This window comes from Pararhizobium mangrovi (genome assembly GCF_006516965.1).
GTDB lineage: Bacteria > Pseudomonadota > Alphaproteobacteria > Rhizobiales > Rhizobiaceae > Pararhizobium_B > Pararhizobium_B mangrovi.
The window spans coordinates 21,272-47,107 of the sequence record NZ_VHLH01000027.1; the positions used below are offsets into that span (position 1 = coordinate 21,272).

The following is a 25,836-nucleotide window of genomic DNA, read 5'->3' on the forward strand; positions in this document are numbered from 1 at the left end:
TCGATGGCCGCTTCGTCCTCATCCCATGTCGTCGATCGCGCCGATGCGATGATCATGCACGCCCCGCCGCTCGCCGACTGGCTGGTGATCGCGCCGATCGTGCTTTGCATCGTCGTCGGAGCGGGTCTTCTGTGCGTGCGCAAGACCGTCGCCGTCCATGCGGCGATCGCCATTGCCGGGCTCGTGCTCCTCGTCGTTCTCGATGCCGCGCTTTTGTGGCACGTGGCGAACGACGGGCCGGTCACCATGACGATGGGTCGCTGGCTGCCACCCTTCGGCATTTCCTTCACCGTCGATCTTCTGGGCGCCGTGCTCGCCCTCGTCAGCGGTATCGCGGCGCTGGCCGCGGGGCTCTTCGGGCTCGTCGACGTGGACGACAGCGGCAAACGCTACGGCTTCTTCCCGTTCCTCTTCCTGCTGATGGCCGGCGTCTCCGGTTCGTTCCTGACCGGCGACATCTTCAACCTCTATGTCTGGTTCGAGGTGTTGCTGATCGCCTCGTTCGGGCTTCTAGTGCTCGGCTCCGAGCAGGGGCAGATCGACGGGGCGACGAAGTACGCCTTCCTCAACCTCGTCGCGACGACGCTCTTCCTCATCGCGACGGCCTATCTCTACGCGATCTTCGGCACGCTCAACGTGGCCGACATCGCCGAGAAGGCACGGGCGATGGACGATACCGCGCCGCTTGCCACGCTCGGCACGCTCTACCTGCTCGCCTTCGGGATGAAGGCGGCGGCATTCCCCGTGAACTTCTGGCTGCCCGCCTCCTACCACACGCCGCGGATCGTCGCCTCGGCGCTTTTCGCCGGCATGCTGACCAAGGTCGGCGTCTATGCGCTGGTGCGCACGCTCGTCATGCTGTTTCCGAGCGAACGCGCGGAACTGGCGCCGGTCATCGCGGTCGTGGCGGTGCTGACGATGGCCGTCGGCGCGATGGGCGCACTCGCCCAGAGCGATATCCGCCGTCTGCTCGGCTATGTGGTCATTTCCGGCATCGGCATCATGCTCGTCGGCGTCGCCGTCGCGGGCGAGGGGGGAATTGCCGGAACCGTGTTCTACATGGCTCATTCGATCGTCGTCATGACGGCGCTCTACGTCGCGGCCGGCATGGCTGCGCGCGCCGTGGGGGCGCCGCTCTCGATCACCGATCTCGCCGGCCTCTACCGCAGCCATCCGATGCTTTCGGCACTGTCGCTGATGCTGTTCCTCTCGGTCGCCGGACTGCCGCCCTTCTCGGGCCTGTGGCCGAAGATCATGCTGGTCCGCTCGGCGATCGACGCCGGCAGCAGCTGGCTCGGCGCCGCGATCCTCGTCAACGGCCTGCTGACCACCATCGCGGTCGGGCGCGTGTGGGTGCTCGCCTATTGGCAGCCGGCGCCGACGCCGGGCATGCGCCGGGAAAAGCCGGCCCTTGCCATCGAACCGGGATTCTGGACCGAATACCTGCCGCTCATCATCCTGACGGGGCTGAGCGTCGTCTTCGGCCTGTTTCCCGAGGCGATGGTCTCCGCGTCCCAGCAGGCAGCCGTGGGCATCCTCGATCCGGCGAGCTACATCCATTCGGTGTTCCCGGCGGGAGCGGTACCTTGAACACGGCCATCATGAACCTTCTGCTTGCCGTCGTATGGGTCGCCGTCACCGGCAGCCTGACGGTGGTGAACTTTGCCTTCGGCTTCGTTCTGGCAATGGTCGGTCTCTGGCTCGTTCGCGAACAGGTCGGCACGGTCGGCTATCTCTCGCGGACCTGGCGACTGCTGATCCTCGCGCTGCTCTTCCTTTATGAACTAGCAATGTCGGCCTATTCGGTCGCAAAGCTCGTTCTTTCGCCGCGGATGGACCTGAAGCCCGGCATCTTTGCCTATCCGCTGCGCCTTGAGGGCGATTTCGAGATCACGCTGCTCGCAAACCTCATCACGCTCACGCCTGGCACGCTTTCGGTCGACGTTTCCGACGACTGCAAGACGCTCTACGTGCACGCGATCGACTGTTCGGATCCCGAGGCCGCGCGCCGCGATATCGCCGAAGGGTTCGAACGCCGGATCATGGAGGCCTTCTGCTGATGGATATGCCGACACGCATCCTGCTCTGGGCGGACGCCGCCTCGATGGTGCTGATCTGCATCGCGTTCGTGCTGACGGTCTATCGCATCGTGCGCGGCCCCACCTTGCCGGACCGGGTGCTCGGGCTCGACGTGCTCGTCTCCATCGCAATCGGCTTCATGGCGCTGTTCGCGATCAAGACCGGATATGCGCTCTACATCGACATCGCCATCGCCTTGGGGCTGGTCGGCTTTTTGGCGACCGTCGCCTTCGCGCGCTTCATCCTCGTCAAGGGCGCGCAGGCGAGCGCCGTGCAGGATGTCGTGGAGGAGGGGGATACCCCGCTCGGCATGACGCCGCGCACCGCGGGCGGGAGGCACGAATGATCGAATTCGTCCTTTCCATCGTCGCCTCGATCCTGATCCTCGTCGGTGCCATCTTCGCTTTCTCCGCGGCGGTCGGGCTCGTGCGCCTTCCCGATCTCTACACCCGCATGCATGCCGCCTCGAAGGCGGGCTCCGTCGGCTCGGGTCTGATGCTCGTCGCCGTTGCGGTCTATTCGCAGGACCTCGGCATCGCGACGCGGGCGCTCGCGGGCGTCGTCTTCTTTCTTCTTACCGCGCCGATATCGGCGCATCTGCTCGCCAAGGCCGCCCATTCGGTCGGCTATCGGCTCGACAAGGTCTCCGTCTACGACGATCTTCAGGAACAGATCGATCGTGATAAACCGGCGAGCGACGACGAATAGTTGCATTCGCCCTGCTTCGAAGACCACAAACGAGTGCGCGAAGACAGTAAACCAGCGCTCCATATCAAAATTTAACAGAAATTAATTTGAATATTTTCAGCGCTCGTTGTAGTCACGACGACTGAGAAACTTCCGAACGTGTTCGGAGCAAGACGAGGCGCATGTTATGGACGAGAACGGCAAGGGAATATCCAATACGGTTCTGGCCGAGCTGACCGCCGACATCGTTTCGGCCTATGTCGGCAATAACATCGTTCCGCAAAACGAACTGCCTGCGTTGATCGGCAATGTGCATGCGGCATTGGCGAAAAATAACGATGGCGAGGCTGAAGACGTCGCGGAAGAAAAGCCGGTTCCCGCCGTCTCGATCAAGCGATCGCTTCAGCGCGATTATCTCGTCTGCCTCGAAGACGGAAAGAAGTTCAAGTCGCTGAAACGCCATCTTCGCACGCAATACGGCATGACGCCGGACGAATACCGTGCGAAGTGGAATCTGCCGAGCGACTATCCGATGGTCGCGCCGGCTTACGCGCAGGCCCGATCACAGCTCGCCCGCGATATGGGCCTCGGCCAGAAGGCCGAAAGCAAGGGCAAGCCGGCAGAACGGTCACGCGCCAACAAGCGCTCCGCGTAGAGGCGTATTGCGCAGCTGTTTTACTTGGCAAGATGTAGGCGGAACGCACTCGTTACCGCCGCGCCTTGCCCTTCGGTTCGGATTTCCGGGTATACGCAAGCGGAGCGTGGAGCCGTCGCACTCGGCCGCGTACCGGGAAGGTCTTCTATGCGAGGGTGGTTCGCCCGGATCGAGCGCAATATCACAAGACGCCGAGAAGCGAGAGGATGAAGCCGACGACGACGACGAGTCCCACGAGGTAGATGATCGCGTTCATAATTCACTCCGTTGTGATCGTCTCGGAACGGTACTTACCGGTCCTTTGTTCCCGTTGCTGTCGCGTCATTGCTTCTGCCTTACCCCATCGAAAATGATCTTCCACTCGTACGCATAGTCTTGGGAACCTTGCGGGCAAGCGCACGTTTAAGCGGAGCCTGTGCTACCGGCTCGCGAAGCAGTGCGTGATCCGTTGGCGGTGGCTTCTTGTCGCGTGCGCGGCCGATCGGGTGACCCGGTCGTGTTGCGGACAGTCAAGATGCACGTCGGCGAACGTTTCTGCGCAGTGACAGACGGTTGCAGGTGATGAAGAGTGTCAAGGCAGTCCAGAAGCCAGCCCGGTTCCGAGTGAGAGGAATACCCCAATGAAGAAAGCAATCATCGCCGTCCTTTGCATTGCCCCGCTGGCGGCCTGCACGCCGACGGAACGCGGCGCAACCGTCGGTGCTGCCTCGGGCGGCGCGATCGGCGCGGCACTGGGCGGCGACGCCAAGAGCGCGCTCGCGGGTGCCGCAGTCGGCGGCGCGGCCGGCGCGCTTCTCGGCAAGGCGTCCGAAGGCAACGACCAGTGCCGCTATCGCGATCGTCGCGGACGTACCTACGTCGCACGCTGCCCCAACAGCTACTAGGAGCGTTTCCGCCCGATCAGGGCACGCTTCGGGAGCCGAGCGGCTTGATACGAAAACCCGGCAGAGCAATTCTGCCGGGTTTTTTTCGTATGGAACGACGCCAAGCCCGGATTTGGTCGCATGAGATGATCTTGGGATATTTCCGAAGGCCAGTGGACGCCATATCGAGGCAGGGCCCAACTGCAATGGTAAGCTGACGGACGACGACCTCGATCAGATCGAAGGCCGCCGGGACCAGCTCGTCGGTCGCCTGCAAAACACGCTACGGTCTCGCCAAGGAACAAGACGATCGCCAGATCGACGACTGGCTCGCCAGGCAGGATGAGAAAGGGCGATCCTCATCGTTCGATGAGCGCTGTCGCTCGGGACGGTGCGGGCAGGGCGGCTGCCATCCGCCACCCGGTCGGCTCGATGATCCGTTCGCCGATCACAGGTAGCTCGGATCGTGCGCTCCCGCGCTGTTCTTGCCTTCGAGCAACGGTGAAAGCAGCGTTTCGAGGTCACGTTCGTCCTGATCCAGGCATTTGACCAGACGCTGCTCCTCGGCGAGCAGTCTGGCGTGATGGCGAAGGAGGGGGCGAACGTCATCGTTGGCGATCTCGTCCAGGCGAAGAAGCGCATCGGCGAGATGGCGCGTTACGAGCAGGTTCGAAGCGGCCGCCCGGCGCAACGGATGGAAGATTTCGCCGAGCATGGCTCCCACCGTCATTCCCGGAACGTGCAGGCGTGGTGTGTCGTCGGTGTCGCAGCGAACGTGGCCACGAAGGCCGTGCGTCACCGGACCGATCATCGCTGCCGTGAACTGGTCGACACAGGCGACGGCCGTGAAGGCGTCGTTGACGGCGGGCGATAGGGCGCGCAGCGCCATCTCGATCAACAGATCCAGCGAGAACGCGATGTTCGAGGTCGCCGTGCGGGACTCCACCAGTTCCACCGCATCGCGGATGGCCGTTTCGATCTCGCCATCGGCTGCGGCACTGTGCCGCGCGAGCATCATGCCCTCGACGACGAAGAGGCCGGGCCTGGCGACGAAGTCGATCCGCAGGTCGTGACGCCGTGCGAGCGCCATGAGATCATCCTCGACGATCGCCTCGACATAGCCGGACCGGGCGGCCTTGACCGGGGTCCTGCAGGCCTGGACCACCGTCTCGGGATCGTCTCCGTCTTCATCCTTCGCCGTGACGCGGTCGATCTCGATCTTGAGGCCGCTCGAGATGATTGCGATCTCCTCGTCGATCGTCACGCTCTTCGAAGCGGAGTGTACGAAATAGATAAGTTGAAGCACGCTCAGCACCGAAAGCACGACCGCAAACGCGATCGAAAGGCTCGGCACGTGGCTCTTGTCCGTCTGGTGCAGGACGACGATCGAAAACAGGAAGGTGCCGCCGAGCAGGCCCGCGGTAATCTGGTTGACCCGATCGCGCGTGAAGCGCTGGAGAAGGCGAGGGCCGATGTTGCCGGCGGCGAGCGTGAAGACGATCAACACCAGCGAGTAGACGACGCCAAGCGTCGCGATCGCCGCGGTCGCGATCGCCGACAACACGTAATAGGCGGTCGTCTCGCCGATCCGCACAAAGCCCGGGAACGCGCCGGAGCCGAACGCATGGTCGAGAAGGAGGGCGGGAACCGAGAGCGCCCATAGTCCGAGCGCGATGGTGCCGGGTACCGACAACAGGCCGCCGAGGGAGTTGAAGGTTTCGCGCAGCGAGCCGGCTTTGCGGTTCATGTTCGACGAGCTCCAGGTCTCTTGTTTCGCCCGCGACGCCCGAGCCGATCGGCCAGTATTCCACGAGGAGGTGTCGAACCGCACGCCGAAGGCGTCGACGTGCTGCTCGACCCACCTGTACGATCTGGTGAAGTACGGCCGAAAAGGCCAGTGGATTTTTGCGATGAGCAGGCAGGGCAGCATTCATTTCGGTTTGCCGACGTGCTTCATTGAAGTGGCCGATGCTGCCGGATACGGGCGGCACGTTCCTCCAAGGACCGAGCCGTATCGCGGAAGGGCCAGTGGAACGAATGGCGTTCAAACGGCGTTGGCGTGCCAGATGCAATACAGGAGTGATCGATGACGACGGACCCGCGTGTAAACCCCGCCGAGGACGGCCCCCAGGGGCCCCAACCGCAGAATGCGGACAAGGCGGCGATCGAGGAGCAGCTGGCCCGCATCAAGGCTGATATTTCCGGTCTCGCATCCACGCTCGCGTCGATCGGATCCAGCCGCCTCAACGATGCGCGCGGTCATGCGGATGGACGCATCCACGAACTGACGCGCGCCGGTGAGCAGGCGATCGAGGATCTTCGTCGCCAGCTCAACGACGTCGAGCGCGACATGTCGCTGAAGGTTCGCGAGAAGCCGCTGCAGACCTTGAGTGTCGCCGCCGGCATCGGCTTTCTTGCAGCGCTGATCCTGCGCCGCTGATCGATGCGGAGTCTGCTTCCGCTCCTGACCTCCTTCGCTTCCGGCGAAGTGGGGCTGAGGATCAAGAACGCGAAGCGGCAGGCGGTGATGATGTCCATCGTCGCCTTCTTCGTGTTGATCGCGGTCGCCTTCGGCTTGATCGCACTCGAAGTCTATCTCGCCCGTATCTACGGCAATCTGGGCGCGTGCCTCCTCATCGCGATCGTATCGCTTGTCGTCGGGCTCGTCGTTCTCATGGCGAGCAAGTTCATGCAGGCGAAGGCGCGCCGGCGTGCACTTCGTCGCAGGCAGGAGAACAACGCGATGTTCAGCGCCGCGGCGGTCTCCTTCCTCCCGTATCTGCTGCGCTCGCGCGCGACGATGCTGCTCGGTGTGCCATTGGCGGCCGCGATCGGCTATATGCTGATGGGCCGCGGTGGTTCCTCGAACGACGACGGCGGACGCTGAAATTCGTTCGTGAAGCATGAAGTGCTGCCCGAGGGCGCATGACGCGGGTATGCAGTCGGCCGTGATGCGACCGTAAACAAAAAAGCCCCCGGATCGGTTTCGATCCGGGGGCCTTTCGGTTCGGCGGGCGGTGCGCTATCTCAACGGGCGAAAGCCTTCGAGACGCTCGGTGCCGAAATCGCGTCCGGCCCGTAATCCGACTCGCCCGATACCCTCAGCAGTTCCTGAAGGCGCACACGGGCGCGATTGACGCGGCTCTTGATCGTGCCGACGGCGCAGCCGCAAATCTCTGCGGCTTCCTCGTAGGCAAAGCCCGAGGCGCCGACGAGCACGATCGCCTCGCGCTGGTCGTCGGGAAGCTGGTCGAGGGCGTGGCGGAAATCCTGCAGGTCGAGCGAGCCGTATTGCGACGGATGCACGGCGAGATTGCCGGAAAACAGCCCGTCGGTATCCTGCACTTCACGCCCGCGCTTGCGCATCTGGCTGTAGAACTCGTTGCGCAGGATGGTGAAGAGCCAGGCCTTCATGTTGGTGCCGAGCTCGAAGCCCGACTGCTTCGCCCATGCCTTCATGATCGTATCCTGAACGAGATCGTCCGCCTTGTCGTGCCGTCCGCTCAAGGACATGGCGAACGCGCGGAGGCTGGGCAAAGTGGCCAGCAGCTCTCGTTTGAAGTCGTTCGTCTGGTCGTCGCCCTGACTCATTCCTGCCCCTGCCTGCTCGACCCCGACTGGCTGTTCTGTTCGGACTCGTCCAGTTTCTGCAAAAGATCCAAAAACCGATCCGGTATCGGCTCTTCCTGAACTGCGCTATAAAAGGCTTTCAGTCTCGAGCCGATTTCGCTATTTGGATCGAGTGGAATATGGGGTGTATCGAGCGCGCTGTCACGGGCATTTTCGTCGGGCTTGTCGTTCATCACTCGGATCTGATTCCTCTCGACGCGTTCTTATGAAGGCGTGAATGGCATAGACCAAAAAAAGTTCCTGCGTATCGGGAACTTTTTTTTCTTTCGTGAGTTTATCAACGCTGTGGCATGCGCTGCGGCACGCGACAGTTCTGCATGGGGAGTATCGTATGTCTCTTTCGACGCGCATCGCGCCGCACCTTCCTTATCTCCGCCGCTTCTCGCGTGCCGTCACCGGCTCGCAAACGTCGGGTGACGCTTACGTAGCAGCGGTGCTCGAAGCGCTGATCGCGGACGTTTCGATCTTCCCGGAAAGTTCGTCCGATCGGATCGGCATCTACAAGCTGTTCACCCAGCTCTTCTCCTCGCTTTCCGTTCCGTCCCCTTCCGTTTCCTCGCCCTTCGCATGGGAACAGCGCGCGTCGCAGAACCTGTCGGCGATCGCGCCGATGCCGCGACAGGCGTTCCTGCTCGTCGCGGTCGAGGACTTCCAGCCGGAAGAGGCCGCCGAAATCCTCGACGTGAGCACGAGCGAGATCTCCGATCTGATCAACCAGGCGTCGACCGAGATCTCGCGTCAGGTGGCCACGGATATCATGATCATCGAGGACGAACCGCTGATCGCCATGGACATCGAACAGATGGTCGAAGGTCTCGGCCACACGGTGACCGGCGTCGCGCGCACCCATCAGGAAGCGATCGAACTCTTCGAGAAGAGCACGCCGAAGATGGTGTTGGCCGATATCCAGCTCGCCGACGGTAGTTCGGGCATCGACGCGGTGAACGACATCCTGCGCACGAGCACCATTCCGGTCATCTTCATCACCGCGTTCCCCGAGCGGCTCCTCACGGGCGACAAGCCCGAACCGGCTTTTCTCGTGACGAAGCCCTTCAATCCGGACATGGTCCGCGCCCTCATCAGCCAGGCCCTCTTCTTCAACGAAAGCTCCCGCCTCGCGGCCTGAGTGGCAACATGCCGCGGCCGGTCGCTTTCGCGTGGAACCAGGCGTTTCGCGACGCGTTCACGTCGGTGGGGCGAATGGAGGAGAAGATGCCGGGTTTCGCCAACGGGGTTGCTTCCGGGCAGATCCCTGACGCCGCGCATCTTCGCCGTTCGCACCCTTCGCAACCGGTCAGCCATCCTCGGATCCACGGGTTCCGCCGTCGCACGAACGAAACCTTAGCGGCATCGGACACATTGGTGGTTCATGGCGATGGCTTCGCCTCCCGTCGCGCGGTCGTTCACACCGCGTGGCTTCATGGGTCTTCATAGGCAAAGGCAAGATGACGTCTGGATCTCCGGCCGATTCGGTGCCGCGTTTTGACCGTTTCAAGACCATGCTCCGTGGCTTGCGCGCGAGCGGCATGTGCGTGATGTACCAGGACAACGACCTGAACGTCCTCATGGTCGAGAATGCGCCGGAGTTCTGGCCGTCGCGACGCGAGATCATGGATGGCGGCGATGCCATGATCTTCGAGCGGAAGGTGGCCGAGCGCGTCAAGAGCGCGAAGCTCGGCGTCATCGAGGACGGTATCGCGACGCGCATCGAGGTGCCGGTCGTGAGCGAGGACCAGTCCCGCTGGTTCGAGGTGACCGTCGAGCCGGATACGGACCCTTCGGGTGCGGCGAAGGGGATCTTCGTCGCCGCAGTCGAAATCACCGATCTCGTCCACCGCGAGCAGGTGCTCAAGACGCTTCTGCGCGAGGTCAGTCATCGCTCGAAAAATCTGTTGGCGATCATGCAGAGCATCGCCATGCAGACGGCGCGATTTTCCGACACCCTCGACGATTTCCTGCTCAAGTTTCGCGGCCGCATCCAGTCGCTCTCGCAGTCGCAGGATCTTGTTACGGATTCGAACTGGCGGGGTGCGCGCTTCTCGGAACTTCTGTCACGCCAGCTCGCGCGCTACATCGCGAGCAATGTCGGGCTCGTCCGGCGCAACGGCGTCGACTGCTACCTGAACCCGAATGCGGCCTTGCATGTCGGGCTCGCGATTCACGAGCTTTCCGTGAATTCCGCCGTCTACGGCGTGCTTTCGGAAGGCTACGGTCACGTCGACATCGAGACGCACAAGCGTGACGAAGGATCCGAGAGCGAGGTGCTGGAGATCCGCTGGCTCGAACATCTGGCCGGGGCGGCGGACGTCGACGCGGTCCGTGCGCGCTTCGGCAGTACCGTTCTCGAACGGGTGGTGCCCAAGGCCGTCGGCGGAAGCGCGATCTACGAGATCGCCCTCGAAACGGTGCAGTACCGGTTGGAAATCCCCAGTTCCCAGTACGAATGCTGAGCTAGGGAGGGGCGGTTCATTCTTCGGTTGAAACGCCCGCCGCTCCGTAAACGCTGGCGAGCTCGTCTCGGCCCAGCATCAGAAGCAAGACGATCTGTAGGACGCTCGATCCCCCCGCACGTCATGCACCGGCTAGACCCGCTGATGACGGCGGGAGTGGTCCGCGGCTTTCAGACGGTCTTACTCCCAGCGCCGCACCGAAGCGAGATCGCAGACGTTTCGAACAGAGTATGGAACGCCTGCCGGAGCTCGCCGGCTGACCATGGAGTTTGGCCTATCCATTGGAGGGTGCGACCCCTAATAGCGGTGAAAGGTTTCGGCCAATGTCCGTCGTTGGATGCGTGATTTCCCCGCGCGATGTATCTCAATCGGCCCCATGAAACCGAACTGCCGCAACGCGCCTGAACATCAGTCCGAAGTCAGCCAATTTATTATCGGAAAAAGGAAAGGGGCTGGTGCGGGGGACGGCACCAGCCCCTGATCGTGTCTGAGGGGTAACACGACAGTAACCAAGACGTCTCGGGTCGGGGATGAGGTGGGGTGTCTTGGTTCGCCAGATCAACGCGGTGATCGCTTCGGTGTTCCATCATCGCTCAAAAAATTCTCGAATTTTTTCGAACGATCGGTGTTTGCGATCCAGATCGTTGATTTCACTACGCATTATTTTCCAGAAAAAATGCGCAGTGGCCGGAGGCGCGGCCGGAATATGGCTCGTCGCCCCCGAATGTCGTCGCCCGAATGTTGCTGGCCGTTCAGCCTTTTGCGACCGCGTCCCGTTCCTCGACGAGTTCGCCCACCGTGCGCTCGAGCATTTCGCGCTGGAAGGCATCCAGCGAAAGGCCGGTGACCCGCTCGTACGAACCGTTGGCACAGATCAGCGGTACGCCGGCCATCAGGCCTTCGGGGATCCCGTAGGAACCGTCGGAAGAGACCGCCATCGAGGTCCAGTCGCCGTTCGAGCCGTTGATCCAGTCGTGCATGTGGTCGATCGCCGCATTCGCCGCGGACGCCGCCGAAGACGCGCCGCGTGCCTCGATGATCGCGGAGCCGCGCTTGGCGACCTGCGGGATCAGCGTGTCCTTGTACCAGGACTCGTCGCCGATGAGTTCGGGCAGGGATTTGCCGTTCGCCGTCGCGTTCGTCCAGTCGGCGAACATGGTGGGCGAATGATTGCCCCAGACCACGAACTTGTCGATTTCCTCAACGCCGACGCCTGCCTTCTTGGCAAGCTGCGTGAGGGCGCGGTTGTGATCCAGGCGGACCATGGCGGTGATGTTTTCGCGCGGGAAATCCGGCGCGTTGTCGGCAAGGATCATGGCGTTGGTGTTGGCCGGATTGCCGACGACGATGACCCGCGCATCGCGCTTGGCCGCTTCGTTGAGAGCCTTGCCCTGCACCTTGAAGATCTCGGCGTTGGCCGTGAGCAGGTCCCGGCGCTCCATGCCTTTCGAGCGCGGCCGCGAGCCGACGAGGAAGGCCGCGTCGATGTCCTTGAAGGCGACCGCCGGATCGTCGGTGATCGAAACGTCTTTCAAGAGCGGGAAGGCGCAGTCTTCGAGTTCCATGACGACGCCGCGTACGGCGTCCTGGGCCTGCGGGAGGTCGAGGAGTTGCAGACGGATCGGCTGATCGGCGCCGTAGACCTCGCCCTTCGCAATGCTGAACAGCAGCGAGTAGCAGATCTGCCCGGCCGCGCCGGTTACCGCGATGCGCTTTGCTTCGGTGGCCATGGGTTGGAGATCCTTTCCTTGTTGAGATCTTTGCGGCGCGTCCGGCGAGGGCGGTTTTCCGCCCTGCGCTTCGCCCCTTCGAAAATGTCGCGCGCATCCATCGCTCCCCGCGGCGGCGATTGCAACACCCAAGGGCGGTTTGCGCGTGGCCGGCCGTTCGTTCGAACACCGGCCGGCGGCTTTCGTCCGGCCCGGCGGTCGAGGCGACGAAGGCGGACTGCGGCAAAGAGACATGCGGCAGGAGGCCCGCTTCCCGTCCATGTCGACAGTCGGCTATGCAACGCTAGATTTGCGTTTTCGCCGGGCCGGTCCTACCTCTCCGATACCAAGGCCGTAGAGCCCGATGGCGGAACCGTTTTCGACGCGAGGCCGGACGAAGCCGGCCGGAGAAGGGATGGCAGAATGCTGTTCGGTATCGAACATCGGCGGTTCGCATGGCTTGCGATCGTCATGGTTGCCGTCGCGCCGGCATCGGCACGGGCCGATACGACGCACGGCGGCAATGGCACCGGCGATCACATCGCGACCTCGTCCGGCGCCGCTTCCGGCAAGGGCGGAAGTGCCGCTTCGAAGTCCTCGATCGACGGGGCCGGCGTGGCGGATCCCGGCCAACTGATCGACCCCAACCTTTCGGCGCAGGCGATCGCGGTACGCGAGACGCCGAAATTCGCTTCGATCAAGATCGTTCCCGTCGAGCAATCCGGCAATTCGAAACCGCTCGTGCAGGCGGTGATGGACGAAAACGCCGCCGCTGAAACGCTGCGGGACGCCATTCGCGCCAATGCCGACCTGATGCGTTATCTGCGCGCCCACGACGTTCAGGTGTCCAACGTCGTGGCACTGAGCACGGACCGCAATAACAACGCGATCGTCTTTACCCGCTGACCGTTCCGATCTTCGGGGCCTGACAAGGTAGCCCGACGGCGCTCAGACGTATTTGCGCCAGTCGTGTTCCTCGCTGAAGCCGAGTACTTCACGGATCTTGCGGTTCGAGATGACGCCCTCGAACTCGCCCATCTCGCGCGTTACCGGAACGTTCGGGAAGAACCGTTCGAGCAGCTCGCGGGTCGGCGCGCGGGAGACGACCGTGTCGTTGACCGCATTGAAGATCTCGTAGCCGAGACCGTCGGTCTGGATGCAGCGATGGACGATCTGTCCGAGATCTCGCGCATCGATGTAGCACCAGGCGTTGCGGATGCGCATCTCCGGCTTTTCGAGGTATTCCGGAAAGTTGGCGTAGTCGTCCGGCTCCATGACGTTGCCGATGCGAAGGCCGTAGATGTCGATGCCCGAACGCATCTGGAAGGCTCGCGCCGTCTTCTCGTTCAGCACCTTGGAGAGGCCGTAGCTGTCCATCGGATCCACGTCGTAATCTTCCTCCAGCGGGAACTGATGGAAATCTTTCCGACCCTCGGCGAAGCACACGCCGTATGTCGTCTCGCTCGACGCGAAGATGATCTTGCGCACGCCGAGCTTCATTGCCGCCTCAATGACGGCATAGGTGCCCATCGTGTTGACGCGGAAGGTCTCGTTGTCCGGCTCGATGAGAATGCGCGGGATCGCCGCGAAATGGACGACGGCATCGAAGCCTTCCGGCCCGTCGCCCGTTTCGAGCTGGTCAAGGTTGCGGTGCTGGCTCAGCGCATTGAACATCTGGCCGCTGTCGGTGACGTCGGCCCTCAAATTGTCGACGCCTGGATGGTCGAGCGGGGTGAGATCGACATTGAGAACGTTGTACCCCTGGTCGACAAGATAGGGTACGACGTGCTTTCCCGCCTTGCCGGAACCGCCGGTGAAGAGAATGTTCTTTCCTGCCGTCATGCGTGGTCTCCTTCCCTGGTTGCGTCGAGAAATAACGGCACCAGCCCCTATGGCAAGCCGGTCTCGCCCTGTCTTCGGGCCGTGAACCCAATCTGAACGCTTCGCCAAGGTCGCATTCAGGCGCGCTCGGCTAGGTCTTCATCCGTCGCCGGCAGGCAACGGCTTCAAACCACCGGCGGCCGTCGAGGCACGAACTGGTTCGAAACGGACCCGAAGAGGAGAAACGACATGATGAAGACGGTTTTCGCAACGGCGCTCGCCACGAGCCTTCTCGGTATCGGAGCGGCCTCCGCCGCACCGGCCATGGTGACGACGTCGCTCAACCTTCGCAGCGGCCCCGGTACGGGATACCGTGTGGAAACGGCAATGCCGAACGGTGCGATCGTCAACGTCGTGGGATGCACCCGCGGCTACAACTGGTGCCGCGTGCGCTGGAACGGCCATGACGGCTGGGCGTCTTCCAACTACCTCGCTTCACGACAGGCGCACCATCGCGGCCAGCGTTATGCGCGTTCGGGTGCCGCGATCGGTATTCCACTGATCGCAGGGGCCGTCATCGGTTCGGTGCTCACCAATCACAACCACGATTCGCATCACCACGACTACCGCGGCGACCACCGTCGCGATCGTGGCCACCATTCCAATCGGGACCGCGACGACCACGGCAGGCATGCACGCAGGGACCACGACGATCACGACCGTCACGCAAGCCGAGGCGACGATCGCAACCATGATCGCGACGACCACCGCCGGTGGCGCCGCGACCATTAGGGCGTCTTCCAGCCGGACCGATGCAGTCCGGCGTCGCGAACGATCCGCGAAACTTTAGAGTGTATGCGACGGGCAAGCGTGTTTTCCGGCCCGCGCCCGAAGACGGTTTCGAAGCGGATCCTGCGGCCCGATCGCCGCGGGGTCCGCTTCGCTCGGGTCCCATGGGCTCCAGGGTATCGGAATTTACAAGGCGGTCGGTGCGAGCGTGCCGACCGTCAGCCAGACCGCTGCATAGTGGCAGGCGGCACCCGACAGCACGAAGGTGTGCCAGATGGCGTTCTGGAAGCGCAGGCCGCGCCATAGATGAAAGATGAGGCCGGCCGAATAGGCAAGGCCGCCGGCGAGGACGAGGATCAGCGTTGCCGGCCGAAGGGTTTCGATCATCAGGCCGAAGAGGGCGGCGCCGCTCCAGCCGAGGGCGAGATAGAAGAAGATCGCCAACCGATCGAACCGGCCGGTGAGCGCGATCTTCATGACCATGCCAAGTGCTGCAACGCACCACATTCCCACGAGAAAGCCTTTCGCACCCAAACCCATATGCAGCACGAACGGCGTGTAGGTTCCGGCGATCAGCAGGAAGATGCCCGCATGGTCGAACCGACGCAGCCAGCGGCGGACCGGCGTTTCAGGCCAAAGGTTGTAGAGGGCGGAAAGGCTGAGCGTACCGAGCAGGCTGAGCGCGTAGACGATGGTGCCCACAAGTGCGTGGGGCGGAGGAAGGCGGCTCGACGCGATGACGAGCGCGACGGATCCGCAAAGGGCGAGGGCGATGCCCGCGACGTGAACGGCACCGTCCGCGTACACTTCGTGCCGATCGTATGGGCGTCGATCGTATGAGCGAAGGGCCGGTTTGGACATGGTGGACGACATCCGATCCGCGAAATCACATCATGATCATGCTGCGCTGCACCATTGTCAACGGACGCCTCCGGCATCCCGTGGCAAGATGTCGGCAAGGAAAGGGGGAGTATGATCGTCGCCATGGTGCATCGCGACGACCGCTTCGAGCGAATCCTGAGTGCCCGGACCGACCGAGCGCCCGACGCCGATGGCAACGGTGCGGATCGTCGGACGAGCGCGCCGGTCAGCACGCGGTCCTTCTTCATCGCCTCGACGGCCCGCGAGCGGGAAGCGGGAGAGGGCGCTGCCCATACGTTTGCCGGCCTCTACGCCGATGGAGGTACGCCGCCTGCCGATCGGGGAGAAGGCGCCGAAGACAGTCAACCGAAGAGCGTCGATCCGACCGAGATCGCCTGCGAACTCGCCCTTGCAAGTTGCGCCGGCCTCGAAGCGCTTCATGCGGCACGGCGGCGATTTGCCCGCGAGAACCACCCCGACGGCCAGCCCGAGGCACTGCGCGAGAATGCCAACCTGCGCATGAGCATCGCCAATCACCTCGTCGATGCGGAGATCGAACGGCGAGGCACGATCGCGAAAGAAGGGAACGTGCGAGGGGGAACCGGCCCGGTGCCATCGCGTTCCTGATGAGGTCGGCAACCACGACGTGTTCCGGCTTCCGATCGATAATCAGGTTCGAGGCTAAACCATGAGCGTGCTGATTGGCATCCTGATCACCTTCCTGGTCGTCATTCTCGTTCTATACCTGATCGAGCGCCTGCCGATTCAGGGTCAGGCCAAGCAGATCGCCCGAATCGTCGTCATCATCATCGGTATTCTCTCGCTGCTGAAATACCTGGCGGTCTTCTGATAAGCGATCCGAGCGCCGACGCGCATTCTGCAATTGCGATGATTGATCTGCGGTCTGGTCGGGAAAGCCTGCGCCGGCCGTCCTCATCGTGAAGCACGTTGCCCGTCTAGACTGAACGCTCGCGTGCCGACGACGAGCTTCAGTCCCGTCGTCGGCCAGACCGCGGTTTGCCGCATGCGGGACGCTTCTCCCGCCACAGGAAGCGCTTCCGCGCTTACTCCTGCGCCTTCCCCAGCATTCATGGTGACTTCATAGCTCCAACTTATGCCGACCTCTGAAGGTTTAATTGGATCGGACATCGGAACGTTTCCTATAAAATCCTTCGGCGTCGATATTGAGCAGTCATTTGGAGGATTTGCGTGGGTGAGGATGAACCGTGCTTCGATGTGGCGCATCTCGGTCATGTCGAGATGTTCACCAACCGCTTCGAGGAGAGCCTCGACTTCTTCGTCGACGTCTACGGGCTGACGGAGAGCGGGCGGGATGCGGACTCGGTCTATCTGCGCGCCTTCGACGACTACGAGTTCCATTCGCTCAAGCTGACACGTTCGAAAACGACCGGCGTCGGCCACGTCGCCTACCGCACATCCTCGAAGGCAGCGCTCGACCGCCGTGTCGCCGCCATCGAGGCGATGGGGTGCGGCATCGGCTGGACGGAAGGCGACATGGGCCACGGTCCTGCGTACCGGTTTCGCGACCCCGACGGCCACGTCTTCGAGCTCTACTGGGAGACGGTCGTCTTCGAGCCGCCTTCGGGCGAGGCGCCGGCGATCAAGAACATCGCGCAGCGCTATCACGGACGCGGCGCCTGTCCGCGCCGGCTCGACCACGTGAACCTGCTCGCCGTCGACGTGCGCGCCATCAAGGCGTTCATGGTCGAGGCACTCGGCAGCCGCGTCACCGAGGAGATCCTTCTCGACAACGGCCGGCTCGGCGGCTGCTGGTTCACCGTCAACAACAAGGGCTACGACATCGCCTATGCGGAGGAGCATACCGGCACGCCCGGGCGCTTCCACCACGTGACCTACGTGACCGACCAGCGCGAGGACGTGCTGCGCGCCGCCGACATCTTTCTGGAAAACGGCATCCACATCGAGACGGGGCCGCACAAGCACGCCATCCAGCAGACCTTCTTCCTCTATGTCTACGAGCCGGCCGGCAACCGCGTCGAGATCGCCAATGCCGGCGCGCGGCTGATCCTGCGCCCCGACTGGCCGACGATCACGTGGACGGAAGCCGAGCGCAAGAAGGGCCAGGCCTGGGGCCTGAAGACGATCGAGAGCTTTCATACGCACGGCACGCCGCCGATCGAGAACGCGGGCGGCCATCATTCCGGAGACGAGCGATGAGCAAGAAGACGGCGCTGGTGATCAGCGCCCATGCGGCGGATTTCGTCTGGCGCTGCGGCGGCGCGATCGCGCTGCATCAGGCGCGCGGGGTCGACGTCACGGTCGTATGCCTTTCCTACGGCGAGCGCGGCGAGAGCGCCAAGCTGTGGAAGCAGGAGGGGATGACCCTCGACAAGGTGAAGGACGCGAGGCGCAAGGAGGCGGAGAACGCCGCCGGCGCGCTCGAAGCGCACGACATCCGCTTCTTCGACCTCGGCGACTATCCGCTCGAACTGGACCGGGCGGCGAAGGACAAGCTCGTCGACGTCATCCGCGAGGTGCAGCCCGCCTTCATGCTCTCGCACTCGATGGACGACCCGTACAACACCGACCACCCTTACGCCGCGAAGATCGCGCTCGAATGCCGGATGATCGCGCAGGCCTGGGGGCACAAGCCGGGCGAGAAAGTGCTCGGCGCGCCGCAGCTCTACCTCTTCGAACCGCACCAGAGCGAGCAGTGCGGCTGGAAGCCCGACACGCTTCTCGACATCACCGAGGTCTGGGACAAGAAGCGCGCGGCGATCGAGTGCATGGAAGGCCAGCAGCACCTCTGGCACTACTACACGAACGTCGCCGAAAACCGCGGCAACCAGTTCCGCCGCAATTCCGGCGGACAATCCGGTGGGCGCGAGGCGAAATACGCCGAGGCCTTCCAGTCGATCTTCCCGAAGACCGTGGACGAGCTCTGACATGGCGAACGTAGTTGTACAGAACATTGAGCGGCCCGACGCGGGGACGATCGCCGGGCTCGGAGAATGCGGTGTCGCTACCGTACACGAGGCGCAAGGGCGCAAGGGTCTCATGCGCTCGTTCATGCGGCCGATCTATGCCGGAGCGCGCATTGCCGGACCTGCCGTCACAGTCTCCGTTCCTCCCGGCGACAACTGGATGATCCACGTCGCGGTGGAACAGTGCCGCGATGGCGACGTCCTCGTCGTCGCGCCGACGAGCCCCTGCGAGGACGGCTATTTCGGCGACCTGCTCGCCCATTCGCTGATGTCGCGCGGCGTGCGAGGGCTGATCATCGAAGGCGGCGTGCGCGATACGCGCGACCTGACGGAGATGGGCTTTCCGGTCTGGTCGAAGGCGGTCTTCGCGCAGGGCACGGTCAAGGCGACGCTCGGCTCGGTCAACGTGCCGATCGTGTGCGCCGGCGCCCATATCGAGCCCGGCGACGTGGTGGTGGCCGACGATGACGGCGTGTGCGTCGTGCCGCGCGACGAGGTGGCTTCGGCTCTCGAGGCCGCACGCAAGCGCGAGGCGAACGAGGTGGAAAAGCGCGAGCGGCTGAAGGCAGGCGAGCTCGGCCTCGACATCTACGGCATGCGCGAGAAACTGGCCGAGAAGGGCCTCAAATATGTCTGACGGCGTGCGCTGCATGTGGATGCGCGGCGGCACCTCGAAAGGCGGCTATTTTCTTGCCGACGATTTGCCGTCCGATCCGCACGAGCGCGATGCCTTCCTGCTCAGGGTCATGGGCTCGCCCGATCCGCGCCAGATCGACGGCATGGGCGGGGCCAATCCACTGACCTCCAAGGTCGCGGTCGTAAAGCGTTCCGAGCGGCCGGATGCCGACGTCGACTATCTCTTTCTCCAGGTCTTCGTGGACCGTGCGGTGGTCACCGACCGGCAGAACTGCGGCAACATCCTCGCCGGCGTCGGGCCGTTCGCGCTGGAGCGCGGGTTGGTGGCTGCCGAGGACGGCCGCACCGATGTCCGCATCTTCATGGAGAACACCGGCCAGACGGCGGTCGCGACCGTCGAGACGCCGGGTGGCTTCGTCTCCTACGAGGGCGAGGCGCAGATCGACGGCGTTCCGGGAACGGCGGCCCCCGTGTCGATCGTCTTCGAAGACACGGCCGGATCGAGCTGCGGCGCGCTGCTTCCGACCGGCAATGCGGTGGATACGATCGATGGCATCGAAGCGACGCTGATCGACAACGGCATGCCCTGCGTCGTCGTGAAGGCGAGCGATCTTGGTGTCGATGGTAGCGAGAGCCCCTCCGAGCTCGAAGCAGACGAAGCGCTGCGCGAAAAGCTCGAAGCGATCCGGCTCGCGGCCGGGCCGATGATGAATCTCGGCGACGTTTCGGACAAGTCGGTCCCCAAGATGACGATGGTCTCGCGCGCTCGAAACGGCGGCGCGATCGCCACGCGCACCTTCATCCCGCATCGCTGCCACGAGGCGATCGGCGTGCTCGGCGCTGTCAGCGTCGCGACTGCCTGCCTGCTCGACGCCGGGCCGGCCAGCGAACTCGCCGAAATCGGTTCGGGGACCGAGCGCCGGCTTGCAGTGGAGCATCCGACGGGCGAGATGACCGTCGTCGCGACGCTCGACGACGGTGGCGCAGTCTCGCGTGCCGGCATCCTGCGCACGGCGCGCAAGCTTTTCGACGGTACGGTCTTCGGGTGAAAAGCCCATAGCGGCTTCCGGGGCGCCGATCGACATGCGAAACAGAACGATATCGGCAATTTCGACGGAACGCACGCCATGAAACGCATCGCCACGATCGGTTTCGGAGAAGCGGCCCGGGCCTTCGTCGCCGGATGGCGCGAAACCGTGGACGTCGCCGTCTCGACCTTCGACATCAAGATCCGGAACGAAGGGGAGGCGGAGCGCCTGCGCGATGCGGCGAACAAGCTCGACGTCGCGTGTGCGGAGGACCCACAACGGGCCACTGCCGAGGCCGCGTGCGTTTTCAGCCTGGTAACGGCCGATCGCGCGTTCGAAGCGGCAGAGGAGACCGCGGCTTTCCTTCCCGAAGCATCGCTCTTCCTGGATTGCAACTCGTGCGCGCCGCAGACAAAGGAGCGTGCCTCGCGCATCGTTTCGGAGGCCGGTGGTCAGTATGTCGACGTCGCGATCATGGCGCCGGTCCATCCGAAGCGCCACGAGACGCCGCTGCTCGTTTCCGGCCCGCATGCCGAAGCCGCGAAGAACGCACTCGAAAGCCTCGGCATGAAGCCGTCGATCGCCGGTGAACGGATCGGGCAGGCCTCGACGATCAAGATGCTGCGTTCCATCATGGTCAAGGGCATGGAGGCGCTGACGGCCGAATGTGCGCTCGCCGCCCGCCGCGCCGGGGTCGAGGATGCGGTCTTCGCCTCGCTTGCCGCCTCCGATCCGCGCACGGACTGGCCGGCTCGCGTCGCCTACAATACCGAGCGGATGCTGAACCATGGCGTGCGCCGTGCGGCGGAAATGGAGGCGGTCGTTGAGACGCTCGACGATCTCGGCATGCCGTCGCGCATGAGTTCGGCTTGTGCAGCCTGGCAGGCCGAACTGGGCGATCTCGGCATCGAAGCCGATGTCGACGACGTGCATGAACTGCTCGACCGTATTCTCGAAGCCCGTTTCGACGGACTTTCGCGTTCGTCCTGAATGGTAACGCGCTACCAACTCCTCGTCTGATACCATGTGTTCGCTCTACCGGGCGAGGCAGGCGCAAAGACGAGGAAAGACGGCTTGATCGAGGCGACGGGAAACGACGTGACGGTGTCGCGCAGCACGCGACAGGCAGCGCGTGCGCCTCTCGCCCGGAATCTGCGGCACCTGCGACTTTTCCTGGAAGTGGCACGCAGCCATTCCCTGACGGTCGCTTCGTCGCGTTGCCACGTTTCGCAGCCGGCCGTCACCCAGGCGATCGGCAAACTCGAAACGCAGGCCGAAGGCGTTCTCTTCACCCGCACGAGCCACGGCTTTTATTCGACCGAACGCGGCGAAGCCCTGGTGCGGCGCGTCGAACGCGTCTTCGCGATGCTCGATCCGGCCCTTGCCGACATCTCGCCGCGGCTTATTGCGACCGCTACCATCTCGCAACTCGAGGCGCTGATCGCGGTCTGCGAGAGCGAGAACTTCACGCTTGCCGCCAAACGCCTCGGGCTGGCGCAGCCAACCGTTCACCGCGCCGTCGCTCAGCTCGAACACGAGGCGACCCGGCCGCTCTTCGAGCGAACCTCCTTCGGTGTCGTGGCGGGGCGAGCGTGCCTTGCTCTCGCGCGGGCGGCCCATCTCGCCTTCTACGAATTGCAGCAGGCGAGCGCCGAACTCGCCGAGCTCGAAGGCCGTGACGAGGGCACCGTCGTCATCGGGTCGCTGCCGCTTGCCCGCTCCGTCCTGCTGCCGCGTGCCCTCGTGCGGTTTCGCGCCGAACGGCCGTCGATGCGCGTCACCGTGCACGACGGTCTCTACGACGTCTTCCTTTCCGGCCTGCGGCGTGGGGAGATCGATTTCATGATCGGGGCGTTGCGCGATCCTCCGCCGATCAACGACGTCGTCCAGGAAGCCCTTTTCGACGATCGTCTCGTCATCGTCGCCCGGCTCGACCATCCGCTTGCCCGCCTTCGGGCCGTCGGCATCGAAGATCTCGTCGATTATCCGTGGATCGTGCCGCGCCCCGGCACGCCGTCGCGAGCACAGTTCGATGCGCTCTTCGCGCAGAGCGGCCCCTCGACGTCTCCACACGTCATGGAAGCCGGCTCGATTTTGCTGATGCGCGAGATGCTGCGGCAGAGCGACCATCTCGGCTGCGTTTCCGGCCAGCAGGCGCAGGCCGAAATCGCAAACGGGCTTCTCGCGAGGATCGATGCCACCGTTCGCTGGCCGGCCCGCGCCATCGGCCTGACGATGCGCAGCGAATGGCAACCGACCGGAGCACAGCGCCGCCTCATCGACATCGTGCGCGAGGAAGCGTCCCGCCTCGAGCCGCTATAGCCTGTTCTAATACGGTGCGCTTCGCTTCGAATTTCGTTTCGCGCAGCTGGTTCGGCACATAGGGTCGAGCCCGTCTGTCGAACGGGAGTGATGGACCGAAGCCGTTCGGGATAAAGGAGGATATCATGCGTATCGGGAAGAGGATCGCGGCGTTCGCGACGGTCGGATTGGCCATGTGGGCGACGTCTGCGCTCGCCGAGGACCTGAAGTTCGCCAACTATATGGCCGCGACCCATCCTTACGTGGGCGGCACGTTCGAGCCGTTCGCCAAGTCCGTCGAGCAGAAGACCGATGGCAAGCTCAAGGTTACGCTCTACAATGGCGGCGAACTGGGCAGCGGTCCGGCCGAGCAGTATTCGCGCGTCGTCGACGACGTCGCCGAACTCGCCGTCAGCCTGCCGGGCTACACGTCGTCGAAGTTTCCGCTGACGCTCGTGACCGAGCTTCCCGGCGTCATCGACGAGGATACCGGCACGAAGACGATCTGGAACCATATCGACCTGTTCCAGTCGGAGTTCCGCCGCGTCAAGCTCGTCAGCCTGTGGTCGAGCGCCGAAAACATCCTCTACACGCGTGACGAGGCCGTGAAGTCGCCCGACGACATCAAGGGCATGAAGATCCGCGTTCCTTCGCGCAACACCGGCAAGCTCGTCGAAGCCTGGGGCGGAACGCCGGTGTCGATGCCGGTCTCGGAAATCTACAACGCCATGCAGACCGGCGTGATCGACGGCGCGATGATCGACGGAACGGCGACGCGCGCCTTCAAGCTCGGCGAAGTCGCGAAGTACCTGACCGTCGGCATGGAGACGACGATCTCGCCCTTCTACATCATCATGAATCGCGACGCCTTCGAGAACCTCACCGACGATGAAAAGTCGGCGATCGAGAGCGCCGGCCGGAAGGCCTCCGAGCTCGGCCACGAGGTGCAGGTGACCGAAGCGAAGAAGGGCATCGAAGCCTTCGCCGACATGGACGGCAAGACGCTCATCCGCCTGTCGGACGATCAGGCGGCAGCCTTCGACAAGATCTCCGAAAAGGTCACGAAACAGGTGGTCCAGCAACAGGGCGATCAGGCCGAAAAGATCGTGGACGCGCTCGGATCGAAATAGAACTCTCATGCGATCCTCTTCCTCGATGGCCTGGTCGAAGCGTCTCGACCGGGCCACGCTCGCCCTCGCGTGGCTTGCCGCACTCGGCCTCCTGTTCCTCGTCGCGATGATCGCATTCGGCGTGCTTCTGCGGTACGTCTTCGCGATCCCGATCCTCGGCGCGAACGAGATCGTCGAGCTTGCCGCCGTCGTGGTGGTCATGGCGGCTCTTCCCTATTGCACTGCCGAGCGCGCGCATGTAGGCGTCGATGTCTTCGATCCCATGCTCGGGCGGTGGGGACGCCTTGCCGGCGACGTGCTGTCACGCCTGCTTTCGGGCTTCGTCCTCGGCGTGCTCGTCTGGCGCGCGGTACTGAAGGCGATCGACGCGTGGCGCTGGGGCGATGCGACGAACATGCTTTCCATGCCGATCTGGCCTTTCTACGCCGTGCTCGCGGCGGGGGCTGCGCTCTGCGTCGTGGTCTTCGCCATGCAGATCGTCATCGCGGTTGCCGCGGGGGAGGCGGCATGAGCCCGGTCCAGGTCGGCCTCGTCGGCATCGCGTGCCTCTTCGCACTGATGATCCTGCGAACCCCGGTGGCGTTCGCCATGCTGCTCGTCGGCTTCTTCGGCACATGGGCGCTCGAAGGCTTCCGCTCGGCCGGCGGCCTTCTCCTCACCGAAAGCTATTCGGCCGTCTCGGGCTATACGCTCGTTGTCGTGCCGATGTTCATCCTGCTCGGCAACGTGTCGACGGCGGCCGGTTTCAGCCGCGGGCTCTACGATGCGGCCTATGCCTGGGTCGGCCGGTTTCGCGGCGGGCTCGCCTCGGCATCCGTCATCGGCTGCGCGGCGTTTTCGGCGGTCTCCGGTTCCTCCGTCGCCACTGCCGTGACGCTCGGCAAAGTGGCGCTGCCCGAGATGCGCAGGCTCGGCTATGCCGATAGCCTTGCGACGGGATCGGTCGCCGCCGGCGGCACGCTCGGCTTTCTCATTCCGCCGTCGACCGGCTTCGTGCTCTACGCGATCCTGACGGAGCAGTCGGTCGGGCGCCTCTTCATGGCCGGGATCCTGCCGGGACTTCTGTTGATGGCGCTTTTCATGCTGACGGTGTGGATCGTCGCCACCCTCTTTCCGCAGACCGGCCCGCGCGGCGAGGCGCTCGCCTATCGCGAACGCTTCCGTCTGCTCGGCGATGCGCTGCCGCTCATCGGCGTCATCGTCGTGTCGATCGGCGGCATCTATATTGGTGCCTTCACGCCGGTGGAAGCGTCCGGCGTCGGCGCCGCGCTCGTCATTCTCCTGGCGGTCGCGACGCGCAGCCTGTCGCTCGCGAGCTTTCGCGACGCCGTCCTCGATACGCTTCGCACCTCCGCCATGCTCTATACGATCGTCATCGGCGCGAACGTGCTCAATCCGTTCTTCGCCGTCACGCGCATTCCCGATGCGCTCGGCGCCGGCCTGACGGCACTCGGCCTCGGTGCCTACGGCACGCTTCTCATGATCATCCTCGGCTACGTCGTGCTCGGCATGTTCATGGACGGGCTGTCGATGCTCGTCATCACCATTCCGATCGTCTTCCCGATCATCATGCAGCTCGGTTTCGATCCGATCTGGTTCGGCGTGGTGGCGGTGATCGTCATCGAGATGGGAATGATCACGCCACCGGTCGGCCTCAACGTCTTCGTCGTGCGCGGTGTCGCCGAAGACGTGCCGCTGACGACGATCTTCAGGGGCGTCGCCCCCTTCCTCTTCGCGATGATCGTCGGACTCGTCATCATCGTCGCGTTCCCGTCGGTCGCCCTCCTGATACCGAACTCGATGTTCGGGTAGAGGACGCCTTCACGCAACTTCGTCATGGCCCGCCGGCCCGCGCAAGAAACGACGTACACACGACGAACGACATCCGGCGGTTTTCCGGTGCGTTCATGTTTGTGCCTGATATCGCTCGTCCGGTCATTAGAGATGACTAGGTATCCTAGCGCGCTCCTCCGCATGCCATTTCGAAACGGGCGGTAAAAGTGCGATACGCCCCGGCTTCGGTTTTGTGAGAACGAGTTGCTTTTCATCGGGCGTGCATGGACCGCCTCGAGCCGGAGACGATCGGCTCGCCGAAGCGAGACGGGGTGAGCGCAAAGGAGCCGCCTTTGCTAACCTTGGTTCGTCGTGCTGAAACCAGTCGAGGCGGCAGGCCGCCTTCGACCGACCCGAAGGTCGTTTACGGCACGTTCGAGCACATCGGCGAGTGCCAT

The 25,836-nt window shown here is 63.7% G+C and carries 30 protein-coding genes and 1 pseudogene; 25 read left to right on the forward strand and 6 right to left on the reverse strand.

The features are described 5' to 3' along the window. Window positions 1-3: 3 nt before the first annotated feature. The 7 genes and pseudogenes from FJU11_RS13840 to FJU11_RS18470 all read left to right on the forward strand — a co-directional run. Window positions 4-1,590 (forward strand): Na+/H+ antiporter subunit D, encoded by a 1,587-nt coding sequence (locus FJU11_RS13840; protein WP_141167659.1) that lies wholly within the window; start codon window positions 4-6, stop codon window positions 1,588-1,590. Window positions 1,591-1,601: 11 nt separating this feature from the next. Then, window positions 1,602-2,060 carry a Na+/H+ antiporter subunit E gene (locus FJU11_RS13845; protein WP_407946724.1) on the forward strand — a complete coding sequence of 153 codons (459 nt, stop codon included), beginning with the start codon at window positions 1,602-1,604 and terminating at the stop codon, window positions 2,058-2,060. A 5-nt stretch (window positions 2,061-2,065) separates the two neighbouring features. Then, window positions 2,066-2,425 carry a cation:proton antiporter gene (locus FJU11_RS13850; protein WP_141167704.1) on the forward strand — a complete coding sequence of 120 codons (360 nt, stop codon included), beginning with the start codon at window positions 2,066-2,068 and terminating at the stop codon, window positions 2,423-2,425. Further along, window positions 2,422-2,787 (forward strand): monovalent cation/H(+) antiporter subunit G, encoded by a 366-nt coding sequence (mnhG, locus tag FJU11_RS13855; protein WP_141167661.1) that lies wholly within the window; start codon window positions 2,422-2,424, stop codon window positions 2,785-2,787. The genes FJU11_RS13850 and mnhG overlap by 4 nt, the downstream gene beginning before the upstream one ends. A gap of 166 nt (window positions 2,788-2,953) precedes the next feature. After that, complete coding sequence (locus FJU11_RS13860; RefSeq protein WP_141167662.1) at window positions 2,954-3,421, forward strand: MucR family transcriptional regulator; 468 nt, start codon at window positions 2,954-2,956, stop codon at window positions 3,419-3,421. A gap of 620 nt (window positions 3,422-4,041) precedes the next feature. Continuing rightward, window positions 4,042-4,305: a YMGG-like glycine zipper-containing protein gene (locus FJU11_RS13865; protein WP_141167663.1), complete on the forward strand. Its 264-nt coding sequence runs from the start codon at window positions 4,042-4,044 to the stop codon at window positions 4,303-4,305. A gap of 138 nt (window positions 4,306-4,443) precedes the next feature. Next, window positions 4,444-4,613 (forward strand): annotated as a pseudogene (locus tag FJU11_RS18470) (CsbD family protein); the annotation flags it as partial. Between the two features lie 119 nt (window positions 4,614-4,732). Here the strand turns inward: FJU11_RS18470 and FJU11_RS13875 are convergent. Next, window positions 4,733-6,031 carry a DUF2254 domain-containing protein gene (locus tag FJU11_RS13875; protein ID WP_181408190.1) on the reverse strand — a complete coding sequence of 433 codons (1,299 nt, stop codon included), beginning with the start codon at window positions 6,029-6,031 and terminating at the stop codon, window positions 4,733-4,735. On the opposite strand from FJU11_RS13875, the gene FJU11_RS18360 reads away from it, so the two are divergent. From FJU11_RS18360 to FJU11_RS13885, 3 genes are read left to right on the forward strand one after another with little or no spacing between them, the layout of a single operon-like run. Then, entirely contained in the window at window positions 6,030-6,374 is a 345-nt protein-coding gene (locus tag FJU11_RS18360; protein WP_181408191.1) for a hypothetical protein, read from the forward strand. The two genes, FJU11_RS13875 and FJU11_RS18360, sit on opposite strands and share 2 nt — an antisense overlap. Continuing rightward, complete coding sequence (locus tag FJU11_RS13880) at window positions 6,371-6,724, forward strand: DUF883 family protein (RefSeq protein WP_141167665.1); 354 nt, start codon at window positions 6,371-6,373, stop codon at window positions 6,722-6,724. Before FJU11_RS18360 ends, FJU11_RS13880 begins: the two co-directional genes overlap by 4 nt. Window positions 6,725-6,727: 3 nt before the next feature. Then, window positions 6,728-7,171: a hypothetical protein gene (locus FJU11_RS13885; protein WP_141167666.1), complete on the forward strand. Its 444-nt coding sequence runs from the start codon at window positions 6,728-6,730 to the stop codon at window positions 7,169-7,171. Between the two features lie 140 nt (window positions 7,172-7,311). On the opposite strand, the gene FJU11_RS13890 is transcribed toward FJU11_RS13885, so the two are convergent. Further along, window positions 7,312-7,875, reverse strand: coding sequence for an RNA polymerase sigma factor (locus FJU11_RS13890; protein WP_141167667.1), 564 nt, complete (start codon window positions 7,873-7,875; stop codon window positions 7,312-7,314). Further along, window positions 7,872-8,087: a NepR family anti-sigma factor gene (locus FJU11_RS13895; protein ID WP_141167668.1), complete on the reverse strand. Its 216-nt coding sequence runs from the start codon at window positions 8,085-8,087 to the stop codon at window positions 7,872-7,874. Before FJU11_RS13895 ends, FJU11_RS13890 begins: the two co-directional genes overlap by 4 nt. Window positions 8,088-8,245: 158 nt before the next feature. Here FJU11_RS13895 and FJU11_RS13900 point away from each other — a divergent pair, with 158 nt between their 5' ends. Together FJU11_RS13900 and FJU11_RS13905 are read left to right on the forward strand one after the other, a co-directional pair. Next, complete coding sequence (locus tag FJU11_RS13900) at window positions 8,246-9,040, forward strand: response regulator (RefSeq protein ID WP_141167669.1); 795 nt, start codon at window positions 8,246-8,248, stop codon at window positions 9,038-9,040. A gap of 319 nt (window positions 9,041-9,359) precedes the next feature. Continuing rightward, window positions 9,360-10,364 (forward strand): sensor histidine kinase, encoded by a 1,005-nt coding sequence (locus FJU11_RS13905; protein WP_141167670.1) that lies wholly within the window; start codon window positions 9,360-9,362, stop codon window positions 10,362-10,364. A gap of 752 nt (window positions 10,365-11,116) precedes the next feature. On the opposite strand, the gene FJU11_RS13910 is transcribed toward FJU11_RS13905, so the two are convergent. Continuing rightward, window positions 11,117-12,094, reverse strand: coding sequence for a malate dehydrogenase (locus FJU11_RS13910; RefSeq protein ID WP_141167671.1), 978 nt, complete (start codon window positions 12,092-12,094; stop codon window positions 11,117-11,119). A 402-nt stretch (window positions 12,095-12,496) separates the two neighbouring features. Here FJU11_RS13910 and FJU11_RS13915 point away from each other — a divergent pair, with 402 nt between their 5' ends. Next, window positions 12,497-12,979: a hypothetical protein gene (locus FJU11_RS13915; RefSeq protein ID WP_141167672.1), complete on the forward strand. Its 483-nt coding sequence runs from the start codon at window positions 12,497-12,499 to the stop codon at window positions 12,977-12,979. Window positions 12,980-13,021: 42 nt separating this feature from the next. Here FJU11_RS13915 and FJU11_RS13920 read toward each other — a convergent pair whose 3' ends face one another. Then, a complete protein-coding gene (locus FJU11_RS13920; RefSeq protein ID WP_141167673.1) occupies window positions 13,022-13,915 on the reverse strand; it encodes an NAD-dependent epimerase/dehydratase family protein in 894 nt (297 codons plus the stop codon). A 228-nt stretch (window positions 13,916-14,143) separates the two neighbouring features. Here FJU11_RS13920 and FJU11_RS13925 point away from each other — a divergent pair, with 228 nt between their 5' ends. After that, the gene (locus tag FJU11_RS13925; protein WP_141167674.1) at window positions 14,144-14,686 is read left to right on the forward strand and encodes an SH3 domain-containing protein; all 543 of its coding nucleotides are present in this window, start codon (window positions 14,144-14,146) and stop codon (window positions 14,684-14,686) included. A gap of 183 nt (window positions 14,687-14,869) precedes the next feature. Here FJU11_RS13925 and trhA read toward each other — a convergent pair whose 3' ends face one another. Next, window positions 14,870-15,544, reverse strand: coding sequence for a PAQR family membrane homeostasis protein TrhA (gene trhA / locus FJU11_RS13930; RefSeq protein WP_141167675.1), 675 nt, complete (start codon window positions 15,542-15,544; stop codon window positions 14,870-14,872). A 111-nt stretch (window positions 15,545-15,655) separates the two neighbouring features. Here trhA and FJU11_RS13935 point away from each other — a divergent pair, with 111 nt between their 5' ends. The 11 genes from FJU11_RS13935 (at window position 15,656) to FJU11_RS13985 (ending at window position 25,417) form a co-directional block, all read left to right on the forward strand. Then, a complete protein-coding gene (locus FJU11_RS13935; protein ID WP_141167676.1) occupies window positions 15,656-16,171 on the forward strand; it encodes a hypothetical protein in 516 nt (171 codons plus the stop codon). Between the two features lie 61 nt (window positions 16,172-16,232). Then, complete coding sequence (locus tag FJU11_RS13940; RefSeq protein WP_141167677.1) at window positions 16,233-16,394, forward strand: Thivi_2564 family membrane protein; 162 nt, start codon at window positions 16,233-16,235, stop codon at window positions 16,392-16,394. A gap of 359 nt (window positions 16,395-16,753) precedes the next feature. Continuing rightward, window positions 16,754-17,743 (forward strand): catechol 2,3-dioxygenase, encoded by a 990-nt coding sequence (locus tag FJU11_RS13945; RefSeq protein ID WP_268935218.1) that lies wholly within the window; start codon window positions 16,754-16,756, stop codon window positions 17,741-17,743. Next, window positions 17,740-18,471, forward strand: coding sequence for a PIG-L deacetylase family protein (locus FJU11_RS13950; protein ID WP_141167678.1), 732 nt, complete (start codon window positions 17,740-17,742; stop codon window positions 18,469-18,471). Before FJU11_RS13945 ends, FJU11_RS13950 begins: the two co-directional genes overlap by 4 nt. Before the next feature lies 1 nt (window position 18,472). Next, window positions 18,473-19,147: a 4-carboxy-4-hydroxy-2-oxoadipate aldolase/oxaloacetate decarboxylase gene (locus FJU11_RS13955; RefSeq protein ID WP_141167679.1), complete on the forward strand. Its 675-nt coding sequence runs from the start codon at window positions 18,473-18,475 to the stop codon at window positions 19,145-19,147. Next, window positions 19,140-20,195 carry a 4-oxalomesaconate tautomerase gene (locus FJU11_RS13960; RefSeq protein WP_141167680.1) on the forward strand — a complete coding sequence of 352 codons (1,056 nt, stop codon included), beginning with the start codon at window positions 19,140-19,142 and terminating at the stop codon, window positions 20,193-20,195. Before FJU11_RS13955 ends, FJU11_RS13960 begins: the two co-directional genes overlap by 8 nt. Window positions 20,196-20,273: 78 nt before the next feature. Further along, window positions 20,274-21,164, forward strand: a complete 891-nt coding sequence (locus tag FJU11_RS13965; RefSeq protein WP_141167681.1) for an NAD(P)-dependent oxidoreductase — start codon at window positions 20,274-20,276, stop codon at window positions 21,162-21,164. An 84-nt stretch (window positions 21,165-21,248) separates the two neighbouring features. Then, window positions 21,249-22,496: a LysR family transcriptional regulator gene (locus FJU11_RS13970; RefSeq protein WP_235891035.1), complete on the forward strand. Its 1,248-nt coding sequence runs from the start codon at window positions 21,249-21,251 to the stop codon at window positions 22,494-22,496. Between the two features lie 125 nt (window positions 22,497-22,621). Further along, complete coding sequence (locus FJU11_RS13975; protein ID WP_141167682.1) at window positions 22,622-23,605, forward strand: TRAP transporter substrate-binding protein; 984 nt, start codon at window positions 22,622-22,624, stop codon at window positions 23,603-23,605. Between the two features lie 7 nt (window positions 23,606-23,612). Continuing rightward, entirely contained in the window at window positions 23,613-24,116 is a 504-nt protein-coding gene (locus FJU11_RS13980; RefSeq protein WP_141167683.1) for a TRAP transporter small permease, read from the forward strand. After that, a complete protein-coding gene (locus tag FJU11_RS13985; protein ID WP_141167684.1) occupies window positions 24,113-25,417 on the forward strand; it encodes a TRAP transporter large permease in 1,305 nt (434 codons plus the stop codon). The genes FJU11_RS13980 and FJU11_RS13985 overlap by 4 nt, the downstream gene beginning before the upstream one ends. Window positions 25,418-25,836 lie beyond the last annotated feature (419 nt).